This window comes from Streptomyces sp. NPDC000345, from assembly GCF_042898825.1.
GTDB lineage: Bacteria > Actinomycetota > Actinomycetes > Streptomycetales > Streptomycetaceae > Streptomyces.
Window position 1 is genome coordinate 192,562 of sequence record NZ_JBIAZE010000005.1, and the last position, 18,723, is coordinate 211,284.

An 18,723-nucleotide genomic window follows, 5' to 3' on the forward strand; every position below is an offset into this window, starting at 1 on the left:
CCTCCGGCAGCGCGCCGCAGCCCTGGCCGCCCTCCCCTGCGGAGGGCTTGACTAACTGTGACCTGCGGCGCGTACCGGAGGCGAGGGACCTTTAGCGTTGTCACCCTGATAGGGGAATTCTCTTGAATTCCCGTCAGGTCCGGCGGGCCTTCGAGGGCGTCAGATGTGGCCGGCCCCCGCGCCCGCCTCCGCGTTCTCGCCGCGCTTGGTGAGCAGGGCGACGAACACCGCGACGACCGCCACTCCGGCCGCCACCAGGGACGCCAGGCTCATGCCGGAGATGAAGGTGTCGTGGGCGACGTCCGTGATCTTCGCGGCGATCTCCGGCGGGGTCTGGGGCGCGACCGGGGGCACGCCGACCTGGACCGCCTCGGAGGCCTGGTCCAGCTGGGCGGGGGTGAGCTCCGGAAGGCCGGCCGCGGTCCAGTTGGACGGCAGGTCGCCGTCGACCTTCGAGGCCATCACGGCACCCAGCACGGCCGTACCGAGACTGCCGCCGATCTGCATGGCCGCCTGCTGGAGACCGCCGGCCACGCCGGACAGCTCCATGGGCGCGTTGCCGACGATGACCTCGGTCGCGCCGACCATGACCGGGGCGAGGCCCAGGCCCAGCAGGGCGAACCAGAGCGACATCACGGCGCTGCCGGTGTCCGTCTCCAGCGTGGACATGCCGTACATGGCGATCGCGGTGGCCGCCATGCCGCCGGCCAGCGGCACCCGCGGGCCCAGCTTGGTGATCATCGCACCGGCCAGCGGGGAGCCGACGATCATCATGCCGGTGAGCGGGAGGAGGTGCAGACCGGCGTCGATCGGGGTCATCCCGTGCACGTTCTGCAGATAGAACGTCACGAAGAACAGGCCGCCCATGAAGGCGATGGCCATCAGGACCATCAGGACCACGCCCGCCGACAGCGGGACCGAGCGGAACAGCGCCAGCGGGATCAGCGGCTCCTTGACCCGCGTCTCCCAGAAGGCGAACGCGCCGAAGAGCACGGCGGAGACGACGACGAACGCCCAGGTCTTCGCGTCGCCCCAGCCCCAGGTCGGGGCCTTGATCAGGGCCCAGACCAGGCAGAACATCGCGGCCGACAGGAACGCGATGCCCAGCAGGTCGAAGGAGCGGGGCGCGTTCCGCGCACGGTGGTCGAGCAGGATCAGCGTGCCGAGGACCAGGGCGAGGACGCCGACCGGCACGTTGATGAAGAACACCGACTGCCAGTTGACGTGCTCGACGAGGACACCGCCGAGGATCGGGCCGCCCGCGGTGGAGGCGCCGATGACCATGCCCCAGATGCCGATGGCCATGTTGAGCTTCTCGGCCGGGAACGTCGCCCGCAGCAGGCCGAGCGCGGCCGGCATGAGCAGCGCGCCGAACAGGCCCTGGAAGACGCGGAAGGTGACGACCAGCGCGATGCTGTCGGACAGGCCGATCGCGCCGGAGGCGGCGGCGAAGCCGACGACGCCTATCAGGAAGGTCTGGCGGTGGCCGAAGCGGTCGCCGAGCTTGCCCGCGGTGATCAGGGAGACCGCGAGGGCGAGGAAGTAGCCGTTGGTGATCCACTGGACCTGGGCGAAGGTGGCGCCCAGGTCCTTCTGGATGGCCGGGTTGGCGATGGCCACGATGGTGCCGTCGAGGGCCACCATCATGACCCCGACGGCGACGGTGATGAGCGTGAACCACGGGTGGCCGCGCAGCCCCTGGGCCGGCGGCTGGTCCGACGGGACCGCTGGTGCCCTGTCCCCCGATCCCGTCGTGTCGATGGTGGTCTGACTAGTCATGCGTCGAGGCTAAGGACAGCCACTGACAATTGACAAACGAGTTCACAAGTCAGTAACTGACACCTATGGAAACACTGCGCGAACGCAAGAAGCAGCGCACCCGGGAGGCGCTGCTGCGGGCCGCCGTGGAGCTGTTTCTCTCGCGGGGCTACGAGCACACCACCGTCGACGCGATCGCCGAGGCCGTCGACGTCTCGCAGCGCACGTTCTTCCGCTACTTCGCCGGCAAGGACGAGGCGGCGCTGGGCCTGGTGGAGCTGACGGTGGACCGGTTCGTGCGGGCCGTGCGGGAGCGCCCGCCCCACGAGCCCCCGATGGAGGCGCTGCGGCAGGCCGTGCTGGACGGCTGGTACTCGATCAACGAGGTCGTCGAGAGCGTCGTCCCCGTGGAGCTGTATCTGCGGATGTACCGGGTGATCGAGTCGACGCCGGTGCTGCTCGCCGCGCATCTGCGGCGGTCGGCGGAGGCCGAGGAGGTCCTGGCGCGGGTGATCGCGCAGCGGGAGGGCCTGGACGTCGACGCCGATCCGCGCCCGCGGCTCGCGGTGGCGGTGTTCAGCGGGGTGATGCGGGTGACCGAACGGCAGTGGGTGACGCGGGAGGAGTTCAGCCTGGAGGGCATCCACGCGCTGACGGCCCAGTACCTCGATCAGGTGGGGCCCGCTCTGCTGGGGAGCTGGCGCGAGGCCTGAAGGCCTTTATGACCACCGACACGCCGATTGAAACGTGATCCCAGTCACTTTATTAACCTGAGACCCTCCCGTTCTCCTAGTGTGTCCTCCCAGTGACTTCCTTCGACACCTCCCCGCAACTGAGCGCCTGGCGCGCCCTGCTCGCCCTGGCCGTGGTGTTCGTGATGCTGGCGACCACCGGCTGGACCGCGGTACGCCACCACCAGGGGACCACCGCCCTCAAGGCCTCGCGCACCGCCTGGGAGCACGGCCGGATCGGCGGCCGCGAGCTCCCGGAGCCCGACACGGCGCCCGGCCGGCTCGCCCGCTTCTTCGCCTCGCTGAGCGCCGCCCAGCGTACCGAGCTCGTGCACGACTACGCGCTCGCCGTGGGCAACATGAACGGCGCCCCGGTCGAGCTGCGCTACCGCGCCAACCGGATCGCGCTGCGCCAGCAGGCGCGGATCGAGCGCAAACGGGTGCGCGACAACAGGCTCTCCCCCGCCGGGCAGCAGGAGGCGGGGCGGCGCATGCAGCGCTACGAGGCGATGAGCGTCACCGGCCGGCAGATCCTCGCCTTCGACCCGGAGGGCTCGGGCCGGGCCGCCGAGGTCTTCGGCGACCTGGACGAGGCCGAGCGGATCTCCGTCGTCGTCCCCGGCGTCGACACCGACCTGCTCACCTTCCAGCGCACCCGGCGCAAGTACTCGGCGCCCGTCGGCATGGCACAGGCGCTGTACGCGGCGGAGCGCGAGGCGAGCCCCTCGACCCGCACGGCCGTGATCGCCTGGGCCGACTACACCTCCCCCGACGGCCTCGGCATCGACTCGGCGACCGCGATGCGCGCCGAGAACGGCGCCGTACGTCTCAACGCCCTGCTGCGCACCCTGCCCGGCGGCGCGCCGGTCTCGATGTTCTGCCACAGCTACGGCTCCGTGCTGTGCGGTGTCGCCGCGCACACGATGCCGGAGCGGGTGACCGACATAGCGGTGGCCGGCAGCCCCGGCATGCGGGTGGAGAAGGCGGCCGAGCTGGGCACCGACGCCCAGGTGTGGGCGATGCGGGACGCCGACGACTGGGTGCAGGACGTACCGCACCTGGAGGTCGGCGGGCTGGGGCATGGCGAGGATCCGATGGCCCGGGCGTTCGGGGCGCGGGTGCTGTCCTCCCGCGACGCGGAGGGCCACGGCGGCTACTTCGTGCCGGGCACCGACAGCCTGCGCAACCTCGCCGGCATCGGCACTGGCGCGTACCGTTCGGTGGAGTGCGCCGACGATGCCGGCGCCTGCCGGGAGGGTTTGTCCGACACGACCACGGCCGGACGCGCGTAGAGACGCAGGAATTGCGGTGCGCGTGAGGAGGGGACGAAGATGCGTGTCCCGCATACGATGAGCCGCATGGGTGACGTACTGGCCGGATTTCATGCCGCCTGGGAGTTCGAGTCCGACTCCGTCCTCATCCGCTACGAACGGGGGATGCGCACACCCAAGCTGCTGTCGGCGCTGGGTGAACGGAGAATTCCGCTGACCGCTCTGTCCGGGGTGACCCTCACGCCCGGCAGACGCGGGACGGTCGTCCTGCGCGCCGAGCCGCGGCCGGGGGCCGATCCGCTGATGGAGGCGGCGGCGGGACAGCTGAAGGAAGGGTGCGACCCGTACCGGCTGGTGCTGCCGGCCGAGCGGGAGGTGCTCGCCGAGTACTACGCCGAGGAGCTGCGGTCCCGGCTGGCCGGCTCCGGCTCCGGTCCGGCGGAACGGTTCCTCGTGCCGGCTCCCGAGGCTCCGCTGTCCTTCAAGGCGTACGACGGGAAGGCGTCCTTCGACGGCCGGACCGTGCGCTTCCGGTGGTTCTGGACGGGTGCCTCGTCGGCGAAGTGGAAAGCCGGCGACCAGAGTTTCGCCGTCTCCGAACTGAGCGGCGTGGAGTGGCGGTCGCCGGAGGTGTTCGAAGGACACCTCCGGCTGTTGCGCGGGGACGACGCCCCCGCGCAGGCCGACCAGGACCCGGGGACCGTGGTGTTCGGGCTGGGCTACGGGCCGGTGCACGAGTCGCTGCCGTTCGCCGCCGCCGTACTGGCCTCGGTGCGGGCGCGGGGGACGGGGGCCGCCGTCCCCGCGTCCGCGCCCCGCCGCGATCCCGCGGACATCGCCGAACGGATCCGCCACCTCGGGGAACTGCACGAGGCCGGGCTGGTCACCGACGAGGAGTTCTCCGTGAAGAAGGCGGAGCTGCTGGCGGAGCTGTGACTACTCGCGTCCGGCGGAGGTGAACGTCATGTCCGCGTAGCGGTCGCCCGCCACCTTCGCCGCTGTCGGTTCCAGCAGGGCCAGTTCCTCGTCCGTCAGCCGCAGCGCGGTCGCCCTCGCGTTCTCCTCCACCCTGCCCGGCTTGCGCGTGCCCGGGATCGGGATCACCGGCAGGCCGTGGACCTCGGACCGCTGGTGGACCCAGGCGAGGGCGATCTGACCGGGCGAGGCGTCGTGGGCCTCGGCCACGCTGCGCACGGGCTCCAGGAGCGCCGCGTTGGCCGCCGCGTTCTCGCCGGTGAAGCGCGGCTGCGTACGGCGGAAGTCGTCCGCGGTGAGGTCCTGGGCGGCGTCGGTGAAGGAGCCGGCGAGGAAGCCGCGGCCGAGCGGGGAGTACGGGACGAGGGTCACGCCCAGTTCGCGGGCGGCCGGGACGACCTGCGCCTCGATGTCGCGGCTGAACAGCGACCATTCCGACTGCACGGCGGCGATGGGGTGCACGGCCTGCGCGGCCCGCAGTTCGGCGGCCGTCACCTCGCTCAGGCCCAGGTGCTTGACCTTGCCCGCGCGCACCAGCTCGGCCATCACGCCGACGGTCTCCTCGATCGGCACGTCCGGGTCGCGCCGGTGCATGTAGTAGAGGTCGACGGCATCGACGTCCAGCCGCCGCAGGCTCGCCTCGACGGCCTCACGGATGTACGGCGCGTCGTTGCGGATGATCCGCCGGGTCGGGTCTTCCTCCGGGATCGACAGGGCGAACTTGGTGGCGATGACGACCTCGTCGCGGTGGGCCTTGAAGAACGGGGAGAGGAACCGCTCGTTCTCGCCGGCGCCGTACGCGTCCGCCGTGTCGTACAGGGTGATGCCGAGCTCCAGGGCGCGCTCCAGGGTGGCCCGGGACTCCTTCTCGTCCGAGGGGCCGTACGCGAAGCTCATGCCCATGCAGCCGAGGCCCTGGACGCCGACCTCGGGGCCGCCGTCACCGAGTCGCGCGGCCGGGATCCTGCTGTCGGTCATCGGGGGGTCCTCTCGCTCTCGTACGCCTGGACGCGCGAGGCGTCCGCATAGAACATGATCTTGCGGTCGAGCACGGCGAGCGTGTCCTGGAGTTCGGCGATCCTGGCCCGGACGTCCCGGCGGGTCGCCTCCAGCAGCGCGCAGCGCTCGCCGTACGTGCTGTCGCCCTCGCGCACCAGCTCGGCGTACCGCACCATGTCGGCGACCGGCATGCCGGTCAGCCGCAGCTTGCCGACGAGGTCGAGCCAGTCCAGGTCGCGGTTGCTGTAGCGGCGCTGGCCGGTGTGCGAGCGGTCGATGTGGGACATCAGCCCGATCCGCTCGTACCAGCGCAGTGTGTGGGCCGTCAGGCCGGTGAACGCGACGACCTCGCTGATCGTGTAGCTGTCCTGCCCGTCGGGGCGGGGATGCCGCGGTGGTGGCGCGGAGCAGACGTCTGCGGGGCTGGGGGTTTGCTCGGTGGTCACGGGCGTGGTCTGCAACACCGTCATGGACCCCACGCTATGACCTTGGAGCGCACTCCAAGCAAGCGGAATCGGTAAGAAAAGCACGGGACACGGCTTGATCCCACTGGTTAGCGTGCCGGGCATGAGTCTCGTACGCCGTGCCCTGCCCGAGGACGCCGCCGAGGTGCTGCGGCTGCGCCAGGTGATGCTCGACTCCCTGGCGGCCGACGGGTCCACCGACTGGCACGACGCCTCCCTGCCGGTCCTGCGGGCCAGGCTGGCCGAACCGGACGGGGACATCGGCGCGTTCGTGGTGGACCACCCGGAGCGGCCGGGCGCGCTGGCCGCGCTCGTGGTCGGGACCGTCGAGTACCGGATCGGACGGGCCGGCAATCCCCTCGGCACCGTCGGTTTCGTCTTCAGCGTCGCCACGGACCCCGGCGCCCGCCGCCGCGGGTACGCGCGCGCCTGCATGGACGCGCTGCTGGAGTGGTTCCGGGCGCGGGGTGTCCGGCAGGTGCAGCTCACCGCGTCCGCCGAGGCCGAGCCGCTGTACGTCTACCTGGGCTTCAAGCCCAAGCCCGACCCCTTGCTGGAGCTGCTTCTGTGAGGGACATAGGCTCGTCGGCATGTCGCTGAAGAGCCTCGCGCTGATCGAGAACTGGCCGGTTCCCTCCGCCGCGGCGGGTGTCGTACGGGCCGACGGCACGGTCCTGGGCACCCACGGGCCCGCCGGCCGGCGCTTCCCGCTGGCCTCGGTCACCAAGCCGCTCGCCGCGTACGCCGCGCTCGTCGCGTACGAGGAGGGGGCGGTGGAGCTGGACGAGCCGGCCGGACCGGCCGGGGCGACCGTCCGCCACCTCCTCGCGCACACCTCGGGGCTGGCCTTCGACGAGCACCGGGTGACGGCTCCCCCGGGGGATCGGCGGCTGTACTCCAACGCCGGGTTCGAGCAGCTCGGGGACCACATCGCCAAGGCGACGGACATCCCGTTCGCGGAGTATCTGCGGCAGGCCGTGCTGGAGCCGCTGGGCATGACCGCCACCTCGCTGGAGGGCTCCCCGGCGAAGGACGGGGTGTCGACGGTCGAGGACCTGCTGCGGTTCGCGGCGGAGGTGCAGGCGCCGCGGCTGCTGGACCCGCGCACGGTGGCGGAGGCGATGACCGTCCAGTACCCGGGCACCAAGGGCGTCCTGCCGGGCTACGGCCACCAGAACCCGAACGACTGGGGTCTCGGGTTCGAGATCCGCGACGGCAAGTCCCCCCACTGGACCGGCGCTTCGTCCTCCCCGCGCACCTTCGGCCACTTCGGGCAGTCCGGTACGTTCCTGTGGATCGACCCGGACGCGGGACTGGCCGCCGTCGCGCTCACGGACCGGGCGTTCGGGCCGTGGGCCGTCGAGGCGTGGCCGCCCTTCACGGACGCGGTGCTCGGCGAACTCCGGTAGCCGGGAGCCCTCCCGGGGCCTGCTCCGGTGGCCGGGAGCCGTTCCGGAGCCTGCCCATCTCCCACACCAGCAGCTCGGCCGCGCTCACCCCGACCGCCTCCAGGTCCTCGGTGTCCGTCAGGCGTGCCGCGTCACCCGGTCCCAGTCCGGCGCCGTCGAGCCGGACCTCGCCGCGTACGACGTGCACGTACACGTACGCCGCGTCCGGCACCGCCGTCCGCTCCCCCGCCGCCAGTCGCCGTACGTGCAGCAGTGCGGCCGCCTCCGGGACGGCGTACGGGGTGGAGTCGGCGATGCCGTGCACGATCTCGTAGGACGCGTCGCCGCCGGGGTCCAGGGGCGCCAGCCACATCTGGACGAAGGTGAGGGGGCCCGGGCCGTCGTTGCGTTCGACGTGGCGCACGCCCGCGGCCGAGCTGAGACGCTGGACGTCCCCGGGGCGGACCGTCGTCTCGTGGCCGGTGGAGTCGCGGTGGGTGAGCTCGCCCTCGACCACCCAGGTCACGATCTCCGTGTGGCTGTGGGGGTGCTCGTCGAAGCCGGCACCGGGGGCGAGGCGTTCCTCGTTGCAGGCGATCAGCGCGCCGAAGCGCAGGTTGTCCGGGTCGTAGTGGGGTCCGAAGGAGAAGGCGTGCCGGGTCTCGATGCCGGCCGCCGGGTCCCCGCCGGGGTAGCGCTCGTCGGCGCGGCGTACGTCCATCACGCCCCCCACGGTAGACCTGCCGCCGGCCGTGCGAACCCCTCACCTGCGACCCGGCGGCACACGCCGCCGTCCGGATAAGGCAGTCTTGTCCACGTGCCCGAACCCGAAGCCACCCACCCCGACGCCGCAGCGCACGCCCCCCACCCGCATCCCGCGACCCTGAAGCGGCTGGTGAAGTCCTCCGGGAGTCTCGCCGCCCAGGCCATCGCCCGCATGGACGAGACGCTGCCGTGGTACCGGGCGATGCCGCCGGAGAACCGTTCCTGGATCGGGCTGGTCGCCCAGGCGGGCATCGCCGCCTTCACCGAGTGGTTCCGGCACCCGGACGCCCCGCAGGCCATCTCCACCGACGTCTTCGGGACCGCGCCGCGCGAGCTGACCCGGGCGATCACGCTGCGGCAGACCGTCGAGATGGTGCGCACCACCATCGAGGTCATGGAGTCCGCGATCGACGAGGTCGCGGCCCCCGGTGACGAGGGCGTGCTGCGGGAGGCGCTGCTCGTGTACGCCCGGGAGATCGCCTTCGCCACCGCCCAGGTGTACGCCCAGGCGGCCGAGGCACGCGGTGCCTGGGACGCCCGGCTGGAGTCGCTCGTCGTGAACGCGGTGCTGAGCGGGGAGGCCGACGAGGGGGCCGTCAGCCGGGCCGCCGCGCTCGGCTGGAACGCGCCGGAACATGTGTGTGTCGTGCTGGGGACCGCCCCGGACGGGGACTCCGAGCTGACCGTCGAGGCCATCCGGCGGGCCTCCCGGCACGCCAAGCTTCAGGTGCTGACCGGGGTGCTCGGGTCCCGGCTCGTCGTCATCGCGGGCGGCAGCGACAATCCGCTCGCCGTCGCCAGGTCGCTGATCGGTCCGTTCGCCGCGGGTCCGGTCGTCGCCGGGCCCGTGGTGCCCGACCTGCTGGCCGCGACCCGGTCCGCGCAGGCCGCCGCGGCCGGGCTCAAAGCGTGTTCCGCCTGGCAGGACGCACCCCGCCCGGTCCTGGCGGACGATCTGCTTCCGGAACGCGCGATCGCCGGTGATCCCAGCGCGCGCGAGCAGTTGGTGGAGGAGATCTACAGACCGCTGGAGGAGGCCGGCTCCGCACTCCTGGAGACGCTCTCCGTCTATCTCGAACAGGCGAGCAGTCTGGAGGGCGCGGCCCGGATGCTGTTCGTGCATCCCAACACCGTGCGCTACCGGCTTCGACGTGTGACTGACGTCACCGGTTGGTCGCCGTCGGATGTACGCTCCGCATTCACCCTGCGGATCGCGCTCATCCTGGGGCGCCTCGTCGATGGAGATCTCCAGGCCTAGGCTTTTGTCGGGGGCCCACAAAACCCCCTGCCGTTCTTCGTCCCTGTCCCCACGGGCGGCTTGGGCCGTCCACAAGAGAGAGTGTGAGAGTGCTCGTACTCGTCGCTCCCGGCCAGGGCGCCCAGACGCCCGGCTTCCTGACCCCCTGGCTCGACCTCCCCGGTGTCGAGGACCGCCTGCGTGCCCTGTCGGCGGCCATCGACCTCGACCTGGTGCACTACGGCACGAACGCCGACGCGGACGAGATCCGTGACACCGCGATCGCCCAGCCGCTGCTCGTGGCCGCCGGGCTCGTCTCCGCCGCGGCACTGGGTGCCTACCCAGGGGCCGGCGGCGCGGCGGTCACGCCCGGCGCCGTCGCCGGCCACAGCGTCGGCGAGATCACCGCCGCCGCCTTCGCGGGCGTCCTCGACGACACCGCCGCCCTGACCCTCGTACGCAAGCGGGGCCTGGCCATGGCCGACGCCGCAGCGATCACCGAGACCGGGATGTCGGCGCTGCTCGGCGGCGACCCCGAGGTGTCCGTCGCGCACCTGGAGAAGCTGGGCCTGACCCCGGCGAACATCAACGGCGCGGGCCAGATCGTCGCCGCGGGCACGCTGGAGCAGCTCGCCGCGCTGAACGAGGACAAGCCCGAGGGCGTCCGCAAGGTCGTCCCGCTGAAGGTCGCCGGCGCCTTCCACACGCACCACATGGCCCCGGCCGTCGAGACCCTCGCCAAGGCCGCCGCGGACCTGGCCCCGGCCGACCCGAAGATCGCCTACGTCTCCAACAAGGACGGGCGGACCGTCGCCACCGGCGCCGAGGTGCTCGAGCGGCTGGTCGGCCAGGTCGCCAACCCCGTCCGCTGGGACCTGTGCATGGAGACCTTCAAGGAACTCGGCGTGACCGCCCTCATCGAGGTGTGCCCCGGCGGCACCCTGACCGGCCTGGCCAAGCGCGCCCTGCCCGGTGTGAGGACGCTCGCGCTGAAGACCCCCGACGACCTCGACGCCGCCCGCGAGCTCATCGCCGAGGCGTCGACATCTGCCGCTGACGCGGCGGGTGCCTGACAAGGAGCCCTGATGGCGAAGATCAAGCCCAGCAAGGGCCACCCGTACGCGCGCATCCTCGGCGTCGGCGGCTACCGGCCCACCCGGGTGGTCCCCAACGAGGTCATCCTGGAGACGATCGACTCCTCGGACGAGTGGATCCGCTCCCGCTCCGGCATCGAGACCCGGCACTGGGCGAACGACGAGGAGACCGTCGCCGCCATGTCGGTCGAGGCGGCCGGCAAGGCGATCGCCGACGCCGGGATCACCGCCGAGCAGATCGGCGCCGTGGTCGTCTCGACCGTCTCGCACTTCAAGCAGACGCCGGCCGTGGCCACCGAGATCGCCGACAAGCTCGGCACGGACAAGGCCGCCGCGTTCGACATCTCGGCGGGCTGCGCGGGCTTCGGCTACGGCCTCACGCTCGCCAAGGGCATGATCGTCGAGGGCAGCGCCGAGCACGTGCTCGTCATCGGCGTGGAGCGGCTGAGCGACCTGACCGACCTGGAGGACCGCGCCACGGCCTTCCTGTTCGGCGACGGTGCCGGCGCGGTCGTCGTCGGTCCCTCCACCGAGCCGGCGATCGGGCCGACGGTGTGGGGCTCCGAGGGCGACAAGTCGGAGACCATCAAGCAGACCGTGCCGTGGACGGACTACCGCGACGGCGAGGTCGAGCGCTTTCCCGCGATCACGCAGGAGGGCCAGGCGGTCTTCCGCTGGGCGGTGTTCGAGATGGCGAAGGTCGCCAAGGAGGCGCTGGACGCCGCCGGGATCACCGCCGACGAACTGGACGTCTTCATCCCGCACCAGGCCAACGAGCGGATCATCGACTCGATGGTGAAGACCCTCAGACTGCCGGAGTCCGTCAAGGTCGCCCGTGACGTACGCACCACCGGCAACACCTCGGCCGCCTCGATCCCGCTCGCGATGGAGCGGCTCCTGGCGACCGGCGAGGCGAAGAGCGGCGACACCGCGCTCGTCATCGGTTTCGGGGCGGGTCTCGTCTACGCCGCCACTGTCGTTACCCTCCCCTAGGCACTCCGTGCCGGATCATGCGGTCCGGCGCGGGAAAGCACCACCGCCACACCCTCTGGAACACAACGAAGGAGCGCCACCATGGCCGCCACTCAGGAAGAGATCGTCGCCGGTCTCGCCGACATCGTGAACGAGATCGCCGGCATCCCGGTTGAGGACGTCCAGCTGGACAAGTCCTTCACCGACGACCTGGACGTCGACTCGCTGTCCATGGTCGAGGTCGTCGTCGCCGCCGAAGAGCGCTTCGACGTCAAGATCCCGGACGAGGACGTCAAGAACCTCAAGACGGTCGGCGACGCGACCGACTACATCCTCAAGCACCAGGGCTGATCGACCGATCCTCTGGGCTGAACTGCCCCGCCACCCGGCGGTGGCGCCGCTGAATCCCGATCCGTTGGAGAAAGAATCCGTGAGCCCGACCAATCGCACCGTGGTCGTCACCGGTATCGGCGCAACCACACCGCTGGGTGGCGACGCAGCCTCTACCTGGGAGGGTCTCGTCGCCGGCAAGTCCGGCGTCAAGGTCCTGGAGCAGGAGTGGGCGGCCGAGCAGGCCGTCCGTATCGCGGCCCCGGTGGCCGTGGAGCCCACCGAGGTCATTCCGCGGCCGCAGGCCCGCAAGCTGGACCGCTCGGCGCAGTTCGCGCTGATCGCGGCCCAGGAAGCCTGGAAGGACGCCGGCTTCGAGGCCAAGGCCGGTGAGGACGCCTCCGTCGACCCCGACCGTCTCGGCGCCGTCATCGCCTCCGGCATCGGCGGTGTCACCACCCTCCTCGACCAGTACGACGTGCTGAAGGAGAAGGGCGTCCGCCGTGTCTCCCCGCACACCGTGCCCATGCTGATGCCGAACAGCCCCTCCGCCAACGTGGGTCTGCTCGTCGGCGCCCGCGCGGGCGTGCACACCCCGGTCTCCGCCTGCGCGTCGGGCGCCGAGGCCATCGGCTACGCCATCGAGATGATCCGTACGGGCCGCGCCGACGTCGTCGTCGCCGGCGGTACGGAGGCGGCGATCCACCCGCTGCCCATCGCCGCGTTCGGCAACATGATGGCGATGTCCAAGAACAACGAGGACCCGCAGGGTGCCTCGCGTCCCTACGACGTCGCCCGCGACGGCTTCGTCATGGGCGAGGGCGCCGGTGTGATCGTCCTGGAGTCCGCCGAGCACGCGGCCGGGCGCGGGGCCCGCGTCTACGCCGAGGCCGTCGGGCAGGGCATCTCCGCCGACGCCCACGACATCGTGCAGCCGGAGCCGGAGGGCCGCGGCATCTCGCACGCCCTGCAGAACCTGCTGGACCGCACCGACCTGGACCCGGCGGAGATCGTGCACGTCAACGCGCACGCCACCTCCACGCCGGCCGGTGACATCGCCGAACTGAAGGCGCTGCGCAAGGTCTTCGGCGACGACGCCGACCACATGGCGGTCTCGGCGACCAAGTCGATGACCGGTCACCTGCTGGGCGGCGCGGGCGGCGTCGAGTCCGTCGCCACGATCCTCGCGCTGTACCACCGGGTGGCGCCGCCGACCATCAACGTCGAGAACCTCGACCCCGAGGCCGAGACGAGCGCGGACATCGTCCGCGGCGAGGCCCGCAAGCTGCCCGTGGAGGGTCGTATCGCGGCGCTGAACGACTCGTTCGGCTTCGGCGGCCACAACGTGGTGCTGGCGTTCCGCACGATCTGACGTCCGCCGTGAACGGCGATGGCCCGGACCCTCGGTGAGGGTCCGGGCCATCGCCGTTTCCGTGGCCGGCCGGCTCAGACCACCTGGTGCAGCCAGCGCACCGGGGCTCCCTCGCCGGCGTACCGGAAGGGCTCCAGTTCGTCGTCCCAGGGCTTGCCGAGGAGCTTGGCGATCTCCGCCTCCAGGTCGGTCTCCTCGCGCTGCGAGCGGGTCAGGGCGGCGCGCAGACGGTCCTCGGGGATGAGGATGTCGCCGTGGATGCCGGTGACGGCGTGGAAGATGCCGAGGTCGGGGGTGCAGCTGTAGCGCTCGCCCTCGGCGGTGGCGCAGGGTTCGGCGGTCACCTCGAAGCGGAGCAGGTGCCAGCCGCGCAGGGCCGAGGCCAACTTGGAGGCGGTGCCGGCCTCGCCCTTCCAGGAGAACTCCGAGCGCCAGGTGCCGGGCGCGGCGGGCTGCCGGATCCAGTCGAGGTTGACGCGCGTGCCGAGCACCCCGGCGACGGCCCACTCGACGTGCGGGCACAGCGCGCGCGGCGCGGAGTGCACGTACAGAACTCCACGTGTCGTCACCGGGACCTCCGGGCAGAGCGGGACAGTCTTGCAGGCGGGCATGGCGGCGGTGTCGGGGCAGCCGCGTTGATGGCGAGGCTACCGTGCGGCGGCGCAAGGAGTGTGACGTACCGTCGGTCCCGGTGCCGTGAACGTCCGCCTTTCACTCGGCAGGACGCCTGGACGGGTGGGAAGCGTTCCCTCTTGTGGGTCCTGTCCGGTCGCCGTCCGGACGGGTGGCGGGGGCGGCCGGGAACTCCTGTGCGTTGTCATGGGTGGGGCCGTCTGTCCGAGGAGCGAGGGGATCACCAGGGGATGCGGAAGCGAAACCGGCGGGTGCGGGCGGTGCTCGCCGTCACGAGCGCGGCCGTCCTGGGCCTGGCCGGCTGCGACGCGCTGGGCGGGGGTGACGACCCGGGGACCTCGGGCGCGGGAGCGCGGCGGGCGAAGGCCTCCCAGGCACCGCTGTGGGACACGAGCCCGGTGTCGATGGCGGCGGTGGGCGACTCCATCACCCGCGGCTTCGACGCCTGTACGGTCCTGCAGGACTGCCCCGCGGCGTCCTGGGCGACCGGCGCCAGCGCCGAGGTGAACAGCCTCGCCGTACGGCTGCTGGGCGCGTCAAAGGCCGCCACGCACAGTTGGAACTACGCCGTGACCGGCTCCCGGATGGCGGATCTGGCGGGCCAGATGACGCAGGCCGCGGCGGAGAAACCGCAGCTCGTGACGGTGATGGCGGGGGCGAACGACGCCTGCCGGGAGTCGCCTGCGGCGATGACGTCGGTGGCCGCCTTCCGCAGCGGGTTCGAGGACGCGATGGGCACGCTGCGCCGGTCGCTGCCGAAGGCGCAGGTGTATGTGGCGAGCGTGCCGAACCTGAAGCGGCTGTGGTCGCAGGGACGGACCAACGCGCTGGGCAAGCAGATCTGGAAGCTGGGCATCTGTCCTTCGATGCTGGGCGACGCGGACGCGCTGGACGCGGCGGCGACCGCGCGGCGGGACACCGTGCAGCAGCGGGTGGAGGACTACAACAGGGTGCTGAAGGAGGTCTGCGCGAAGGACGCGCGGTGCCGGTTCGACGGCGGCGCGGTGTACGACTTCCGGTTCGGAACCGATCAGTTGAGTCACTGGGACTGGTTCCATCCGAGCGTGAACGGACAGGCTCGGCTGGCGGAGATCGCGTACCGGAGAGTCACCGAGCCGGTCACGTGACTTAGGGTTTCGCCCATGAGTGAACACTTCGGAACACTTTCCGACGGCACCCCCGTGCACCGCTGGACCCTGGAGCGGTCGGGCACCCGGGTGCGGGTGCTGTCCTACGGCGGGATCGTGCAGTCGGTGGAGGTCCCGGACCGGGACGGGCGGACGGCGGACGTGGTGCTGGGGTTCGCCGGCCTGGACGGCTATCTCGCGCATCCGGAGCCGTTCCTCGGCGCTCTGATCGGGCGGTACGCGAACCGGATCGCACACGCCCGCTTCCCGCTGGACGGGGTGACGTACGCGCTGGAGCCCACCGACGCGCCCCACTCCCTGCATGGCGGGGCGCGCGGCTTCGACAAGCGGGTGTGGGACGTGGAGCCGGTCGAGCACGGCCTGCGGCTGAGCCGGGTCAGCCCGCACGGCGAGGAGGGCTTCCCGGGCCGGCTGGAGGTCACGGCGACGTACACGCTGGACGCGTCGGGCGCGCTGCGGTTCGTGTACGAGGCGGTCACGGACGCGCCGACGGTGGTGAACCTGACCAACCACAGCTACTTCAACCTGGGCGGCCGGGACGGCGGGGACGCCGGGGGCCACGAACTGCGCCTGGCCGCCTCGCGGTACACCCCGGTGGACGCCGGTCTGATTCCGACCGGTGAGCTCGCCGAGGTGGCGGGGACCCGTTTCGACTTCCGCACGGCCCGCAAGACCGGCTCGGGGTACGACCACAACTTCGTGCTCGACAAGGGCGTCACGGCCGCGCCGGAGGAGGTGGCCGAGCTGCACGATCCGGGGAGCGGGCGGGTGCTGACGGTGTCGACGACCGAGCCGGGCGTCCAGGTGTACACCGCGGACCACCTGGGTGAGCCGTTCGTGCCGTGCCAGGGCGTCGCGCTGGAGACCCAGCACTTCCCGGACTCCCCGAACCGCCCGGAGTTCCCGAGCACCGAGCTGCGGCCGGGCGGCACCTACCGGTCGGAGACGGTGTACGCCTTCTCGGTGCGGTAGGCGGCGGTGGAGGGTGTAGCCCCGGTCCAGGGGTCAGGTCCCGGACCGGGGCTGTTCACGGGGTGAGGAGTTCCCGCCTCAGACGTTAACCGTCGCGGTGATCCTGCGGTCGGCGATCGAGCGTCCGACCTGGATTTCGTACGAACCCTTCACAAAGACCCACCGGTGGGCGGCCTCGTCCCAGACCTCGAAGGCGCGCCGCGGGAGGTCGACGGTGACCTCGGCGGTCTCGCCGGGGCCGGCCTCGACACCGGCGAAGCCGGCCAGCCAGCGGGCCGGGCGGTCGAGCTCCGGCCGCGCCGTCCGCGTCGGCGCCAGGTACACCTGCACGACCTCGCGGCCCGCGCGCTCGCCGGTGTTGCGGAGGCGCACCCTGACGGTGGCGCCGGTGACGTCGGCCGACTCGTACGTCCAGTCGGTGTAGCCGAGGCCGTGGCCGAAGGGGTACGACGGTGTCCTGCCCTCCTTCTCCCAGGCCCGGTAGCCGATGAACAGGCCTTCGGTGTAAGGGAGTTCGCCGTCCGCCGGGACGACCTCGGTGACCGGGGCGTCGGCGAGGGAGCCCCAGGTGGTGGGGAGACGGCCGCCCGGTTCGTGGGCGCCGGTGAGGACGTCGGCGAGTGCCGCGCCGCCCTCCTGGCCGGGGAACCAGGTGAGCAGCACCGCGGCGACGTCCTCGCGCCAGGGCAGTTCGACCGGGGAGCCGGAGTTGACGACCACGACGGTGTTCGGGTTGGCGGCGGCGACTGCGCGGACGAGGTCGTCCTGGCGGCCGGGGAGGGTGAGGTCCCCCCGGTCGAAGCCCTCGGACTCGACGCGGTCCGTGGTGGCGACCACGACCACCGCCGTGTCGGCGGCGCGGGCGGCCTCGACGGCCTCGGCGATCAGCTCGTCCTCGTCGCGCTGCGGCTCCTGGTGGGCGAGGGCGAAGGCGACGACCTTGAAGGGGATGTCCTCGGGGAGCGCGAAGACGTAGGTGAGGGAGACCTCCACCGGGGTGCCGGCGGTCAGTTCCACCTGGGCGCGGGGCACGGGGGCGCCGAAGAACGCCTCGAAGGGGTCACTGGCGTCGGCGGGCAGCTGGGGGCCGTCGAAGTACGTCGTCCCGGCGACGGTGAGGGTGAAGGCGCCGGTGCCCTTGATGCCGAAGGAGTGCGGGCCGCTCTCGCGCGGGGTGAAGGTGCCGGTGAGCTCCACGGTGTGCAGGGTGTCGTGGGTGACGCCCTCGGGGAGGTCCGAACCCATCCACTGGATCTGGCCGTTGGGCGCGGACCCGGTGCCGAGCAGGCGGCCGGACGCGTCCCGGCAGACGGCCCGCAGCACGAACCCCTTGCCGGCTACCGCGAGTTCGGTGGTGGGGTCGGCACCGACGGCGTAGGTGAGGGTGCCCTCGGGGAGGGCGGCGGTGAGGCCGTCCAGCGGGGAGACGACCCGGGCCGGGAAGACGGTGGCGGAGCCGCCGCCGAGGACACGGGCGTCGCGGGCGGCGGCGCCGACGAGGGCGACGGTGCCGGGCTTCAGGGGCAGGGCGGCGCGCTCGTTGCGGACCAGGACGAAGGAGCGGCGGGCGATCTCACGGGCCAGGGCCTCGCCGTCGACGGGCGCGGGCGCCTCGGTGGCGGCGGGCTCGGCGTCCGCGAGGGCGCCGACCCGCGCGGCCAGGCGCAGGACGCGGCGTACGGCCTCGTCGACCTCGCGCTCCTGGAGCCGGCCGTCGCGGACCGCCCGGGCGAGGGCCTCGCCGTAGACCGTCCGCGGGCCGGGCATGGCGACGTCGAGGCCGCCGCGGAGGGCGCCGACGGTGTCGCGGGCCGCCATCCAGTCGGAGACGTTGAAGCCGTCGAAGCCCCATTCCCCGCGCAGGATCTCGTTCACCAGGTGGTGGTGCTCGGTCATGGTGGTGCCGTTGACCGTGTTGTAGGCGGTCATGATGCCCCAGGGGCGGGCGTTCTCGACGATGGCCTCGAAGGGGGCGAGGTACAGCTCGCGCAGGGTACGTTCGCCGACCAGGTTGTTCACGGTGAAGCGGTCGGTCTCGGCGTCGTTGGCGACGAAGTGCTTGACGGTGGTGCCGACGCCGCCCTCCTGTACGCCGGTCACATACCCGCTGCCGATGCGGCCGGTGAGGTACGGGTCCTCACTGTAGGCCTCGAAGTGGCGGCCGCCGAGCGGGGACCGGTGGAGGTTGACGGTGGGGGCGAGCAGGACGTGGACGCCCTTGCGGCGGGCCTCCTGGGCGAGCAGGGTGCCCGCGCGGCGGGCGAGTTCCGGGTCCCAGGTGGCGGCGAGGGCGGTCGGGGAGGGCAGGGCGACGGACGGGTCGTCGGCGGTCCAGCGCACGCCCCGGACGCCGATGGGGCCGTCGGACATGACGAGGGGCGCCAGGCCGATCTCGGGCAGCCCGGGCAGCGACCACATGTCCCGGCCGGCCAGCAGCCGGGTCTTGGCGTCCAGGTCGAGCTTGCCGAGGGCCGCCTCGACGGCCTCTTCCGTTCCCGCCATGGCGGTGCCTCCTCGTTGAGTGCCTGCGCAACGTCTCCCATCGTGCATCGGTCACCTGTAGAACGGTAGGTTTCGTTATCGCGCCGTTATATCGAGCGGGCCGGATGCCGTA

General features: G+C 72.0%; 18 protein-coding genes. 12 read left to right on the plus strand and 6 right to left on the minus strand.

The window, feature by feature from the left end; genetic code table 11:
* Positions 1–159 precede the first annotated feature (159 nt).
* Complete coding sequence (locus ACFY30_RS14000) at positions 160–1,779, minus strand: MFS transporter (RefSeq protein ID WP_390845434.1); 1,620 nt, start codon at positions 1,777–1,779, stop codon at positions 160–162.
* Between the two features lie 65 nt (positions 1,780–1,844).
* Between ACFY30_RS14000 and ACFY30_RS14005 the strand changes: the two genes are divergently transcribed.
* The 3 genes from ACFY30_RS14005 to ACFY30_RS14015 all read left to right on the plus strand — a co-directional run bounded on the left by ACFY30_RS14005 (position 1,845) and on the right by ACFY30_RS14015 (position 4,696).
* The gene (locus tag ACFY30_RS14005; RefSeq protein ID WP_390845435.1) at positions 1,845–2,471 is read left to right on the plus strand and encodes a TetR family transcriptional regulator; all 627 of its coding nucleotides are present in this window, start codon (positions 1,845–1,847) and stop codon (positions 2,469–2,471) included.
* 92 nt (positions 2,472–2,563) lie between these two features.
* Positions 2,564–3,781 (plus strand): alpha/beta hydrolase, encoded by a 1,218-nt coding sequence (locus ACFY30_RS14010; RefSeq protein ID WP_390845436.1) that lies wholly within the window; start codon positions 2,564–2,566, stop codon positions 3,779–3,781.
* Between the two features lie 57 nt (positions 3,782–3,838).
* A complete protein-coding gene (locus ACFY30_RS14015) occupies positions 3,839–4,696 on the plus strand; it encodes a DUF4429 domain-containing protein (protein WP_390845741.1) in 858 nt (285 codons plus the stop codon).
* On the opposite strand, the gene ACFY30_RS14020 is transcribed toward ACFY30_RS14015, so the two are convergent.
* Positions 4,697–5,713, minus strand: coding sequence for an aldo/keto reductase (locus tag ACFY30_RS14020; RefSeq protein WP_390845437.1), 1,017 nt, complete (start codon positions 5,711–5,713; stop codon positions 4,697–4,699).
* Positions 5,710–6,204 carry a MerR family transcriptional regulator gene (locus ACFY30_RS14025; RefSeq protein WP_390845438.1) on the minus strand — a complete coding sequence of 165 codons (495 nt, stop codon included), beginning with the start codon at positions 6,202–6,204 and terminating at the stop codon, positions 5,710–5,712. Before ACFY30_RS14025 ends, ACFY30_RS14020 begins: the two co-directional genes overlap by 4 nt.
* 97 nt (positions 6,205–6,301) lie before the next feature.
* On the opposite strand from ACFY30_RS14025, the gene ACFY30_RS14030 reads away from it, so the two are divergent.
* Both ACFY30_RS14030 and ACFY30_RS14035 read left to right on the plus strand, forming a co-directional pair.
* A complete protein-coding gene (locus ACFY30_RS14030) occupies positions 6,302–6,769 on the plus strand; it encodes a GNAT family N-acetyltransferase (protein WP_390845439.1) in 468 nt (155 codons plus the stop codon).
* Between the two features lie 19 nt (positions 6,770–6,788).
* Positions 6,789–7,607 (plus strand): serine hydrolase domain-containing protein, encoded by an 819-nt coding sequence (locus ACFY30_RS14035; RefSeq protein WP_390845440.1) that lies wholly within the window; start codon positions 6,789–6,791, stop codon positions 7,605–7,607.
* Here ACFY30_RS14035 and ACFY30_RS14040 read toward each other — a convergent pair.
* Positions 7,576–8,307 carry a pirin family protein gene (locus ACFY30_RS14040; protein WP_390845742.1) on the minus strand — a complete coding sequence of 244 codons (732 nt, stop codon included), beginning with the start codon at positions 8,305–8,307 and terminating at the stop codon, positions 7,576–7,578. The genes ACFY30_RS14035 and ACFY30_RS14040 overlap by 32 nt on opposite strands.
* Before the next feature lie 96 nt (positions 8,308–8,403).
* On the opposite strand from ACFY30_RS14040, the gene ACFY30_RS14045 reads away from it, so the two are divergent.
* The 5 genes from ACFY30_RS14045 to ACFY30_RS14065 all read left to right on the plus strand — a co-directional run bounded on the left by ACFY30_RS14045 (position 8,404) and on the right by ACFY30_RS14065 (position 13,356).
* On the plus strand, positions 8,404–9,609 hold the full coding sequence (locus ACFY30_RS14045; protein WP_390845441.1) for a PucR family transcriptional regulator: 1,206 nt from the start codon (positions 8,404–8,406) through the stop codon (positions 9,607–9,609).
* An 89-nt stretch (positions 9,610–9,698) separates the two neighbouring features.
* Complete coding sequence (locus tag ACFY30_RS14050) at positions 9,699–10,661, plus strand: ACP S-malonyltransferase (RefSeq protein WP_390845442.1); 963 nt, start codon at positions 9,699–9,701, stop codon at positions 10,659–10,661.
* Between the two features lie 12 nt (positions 10,662–10,673).
* Positions 10,674–11,675 carry a ketoacyl-ACP synthase III gene (locus tag ACFY30_RS14055; RefSeq protein WP_390845443.1) on the plus strand — a complete coding sequence of 334 codons (1,002 nt, stop codon included), beginning with the start codon at positions 10,674–10,676 and terminating at the stop codon, positions 11,673–11,675.
* A gap of 81 nt (positions 11,676–11,756) precedes the next feature.
* The gene (locus ACFY30_RS14060) at positions 11,757–12,005 is read left to right on the plus strand and encodes an acyl carrier protein (RefSeq protein ID WP_004001566.1); all 249 of its coding nucleotides are present in this window, start codon (positions 11,757–11,759) and stop codon (positions 12,003–12,005) included.
* Between the two features lie 79 nt (positions 12,006–12,084).
* Complete coding sequence (locus ACFY30_RS14065) at positions 12,085–13,356, plus strand: beta-ketoacyl-[acyl-carrier-protein] synthase family protein (protein ID WP_390845444.1); 1,272 nt, start codon at positions 12,085–12,087, stop codon at positions 13,354–13,356.
* Between the two features lie 74 nt (positions 13,357–13,430).
* On the opposite strand, the gene ACFY30_RS14070 is transcribed toward ACFY30_RS14065, so the two are convergent.
* Positions 13,431–13,925, minus strand: coding sequence for a DUF3145 domain-containing protein (locus tag ACFY30_RS14070; protein ID WP_390655544.1), 495 nt, complete (start codon positions 13,923–13,925; stop codon positions 13,431–13,433).
* Positions 13,926–14,219: 294 nt separating this feature from the next.
* Between ACFY30_RS14070 and ACFY30_RS14075 the strand changes: the two genes are divergently transcribed.
* Positions 14,220–15,116, plus strand: coding sequence for an SGNH/GDSL hydrolase family protein (locus ACFY30_RS14075; RefSeq protein ID WP_390845445.1), 897 nt, complete (start codon positions 14,220–14,222; stop codon positions 15,114–15,116).
* A 15-nt stretch (positions 15,117–15,131) separates the two neighbouring features.
* Entirely contained in the window at positions 15,132–16,109 is a 978-nt protein-coding gene (locus tag ACFY30_RS14080; protein WP_390845446.1) for an aldose epimerase family protein, read from the plus strand.
* Positions 16,110–16,187: 78 nt separating this feature from the next.
* Here the strand turns inward: ACFY30_RS14080 and ACFY30_RS14085 are convergent, their stop codons facing one another.
* Positions 16,188–18,611 carry a beta-glucosidase gene (locus tag ACFY30_RS14085; RefSeq protein ID WP_390845447.1) on the minus strand — a complete coding sequence of 808 codons (2,424 nt, stop codon included), beginning with the start codon at positions 18,609–18,611 and terminating at the stop codon, positions 16,188–16,190.
* Positions 18,612–18,723 lie beyond the last annotated feature (112 nt).

Excerpts from the sequence above, each read along its gene's own strand:
- ACFY30_RS14000 (WP_390845434.1), bottom strand. The coding sequence starts at position 1,779 with ATGACTAGTCAGACCACCATCGACACGACGGGATCGGGGGACAGGGCA.
- ACFY30_RS14005 (WP_390845435.1), top strand. The coding sequence starts at position 1,845 with ATGGAAACACTGCGCGAACGCAAGAAGCAGCGCACCCGGGAGGCGCTG.
- ACFY30_RS14015 (WP_390845741.1), top strand. The coding sequence starts at position 3,839 with ATGAGCCGCATGGGTGACGTACTGGCCGGATTTCATGCCGCCTGGGAG.
- ACFY30_RS14020 (WP_390845437.1), bottom strand. The coding sequence starts at position 5,713 with ATGACCGACAGCAGGATCCCGGCCGCGCGACTCGGTGACGGCGGCCCC.
- ACFY30_RS14025 (WP_390845438.1), bottom strand. The coding sequence starts at position 6,204 with ATGACGGTGTTGCAGACCACGCCCGTGACCACCGAGCAAACCCCCAGC.
- ACFY30_RS14030 (WP_390845439.1), top strand. The coding sequence starts at position 6,302 with ATGAGTCTCGTACGCCGTGCCCTGCCCGAGGACGCCGCCGAGGTGCTG.
- ACFY30_RS14035 (WP_390845440.1), top strand. The coding sequence starts at position 6,789 with ATGTCGCTGAAGAGCCTCGCGCTGATCGAGAACTGGCCGGTTCCCTCC.
- ACFY30_RS14040 (WP_390845742.1), bottom strand. The coding sequence starts at position 8,307 with ATGGACGTACGCCGCGCCGACGAGCGCTACCCCGGCGGGGACCCGGCG.
- ACFY30_RS14055 (WP_390845443.1), top strand. The coding sequence starts at position 10,674 with ATGGCGAAGATCAAGCCCAGCAAGGGCCACCCGTACGCGCGCATCCTC.
- ACFY30_RS14060 (WP_004001566.1), top strand. The coding sequence starts at position 11,757 with ATGGCCGCCACTCAGGAAGAGATCGTCGCCGGTCTCGCCGACATCGTG.
- ACFY30_RS14075 (WP_390845445.1), top strand. The coding sequence starts at position 14,220 with ATGCGGAAGCGAAACCGGCGGGTGCGGGCGGTGCTCGCCGTCACGAGC.
- ACFY30_RS14080 (WP_390845446.1), top strand. The coding sequence starts at position 15,132 with ATGAGTGAACACTTCGGAACACTTTCCGACGGCACCCCCGTGCACCGC.
- ACFY30_RS14085 (WP_390845447.1), bottom strand. The coding sequence starts at position 18,611 with ATGGCGGGAACGGAAGAGGCCGTCGAGGCGGCCCTCGGCAAGCTCGAC.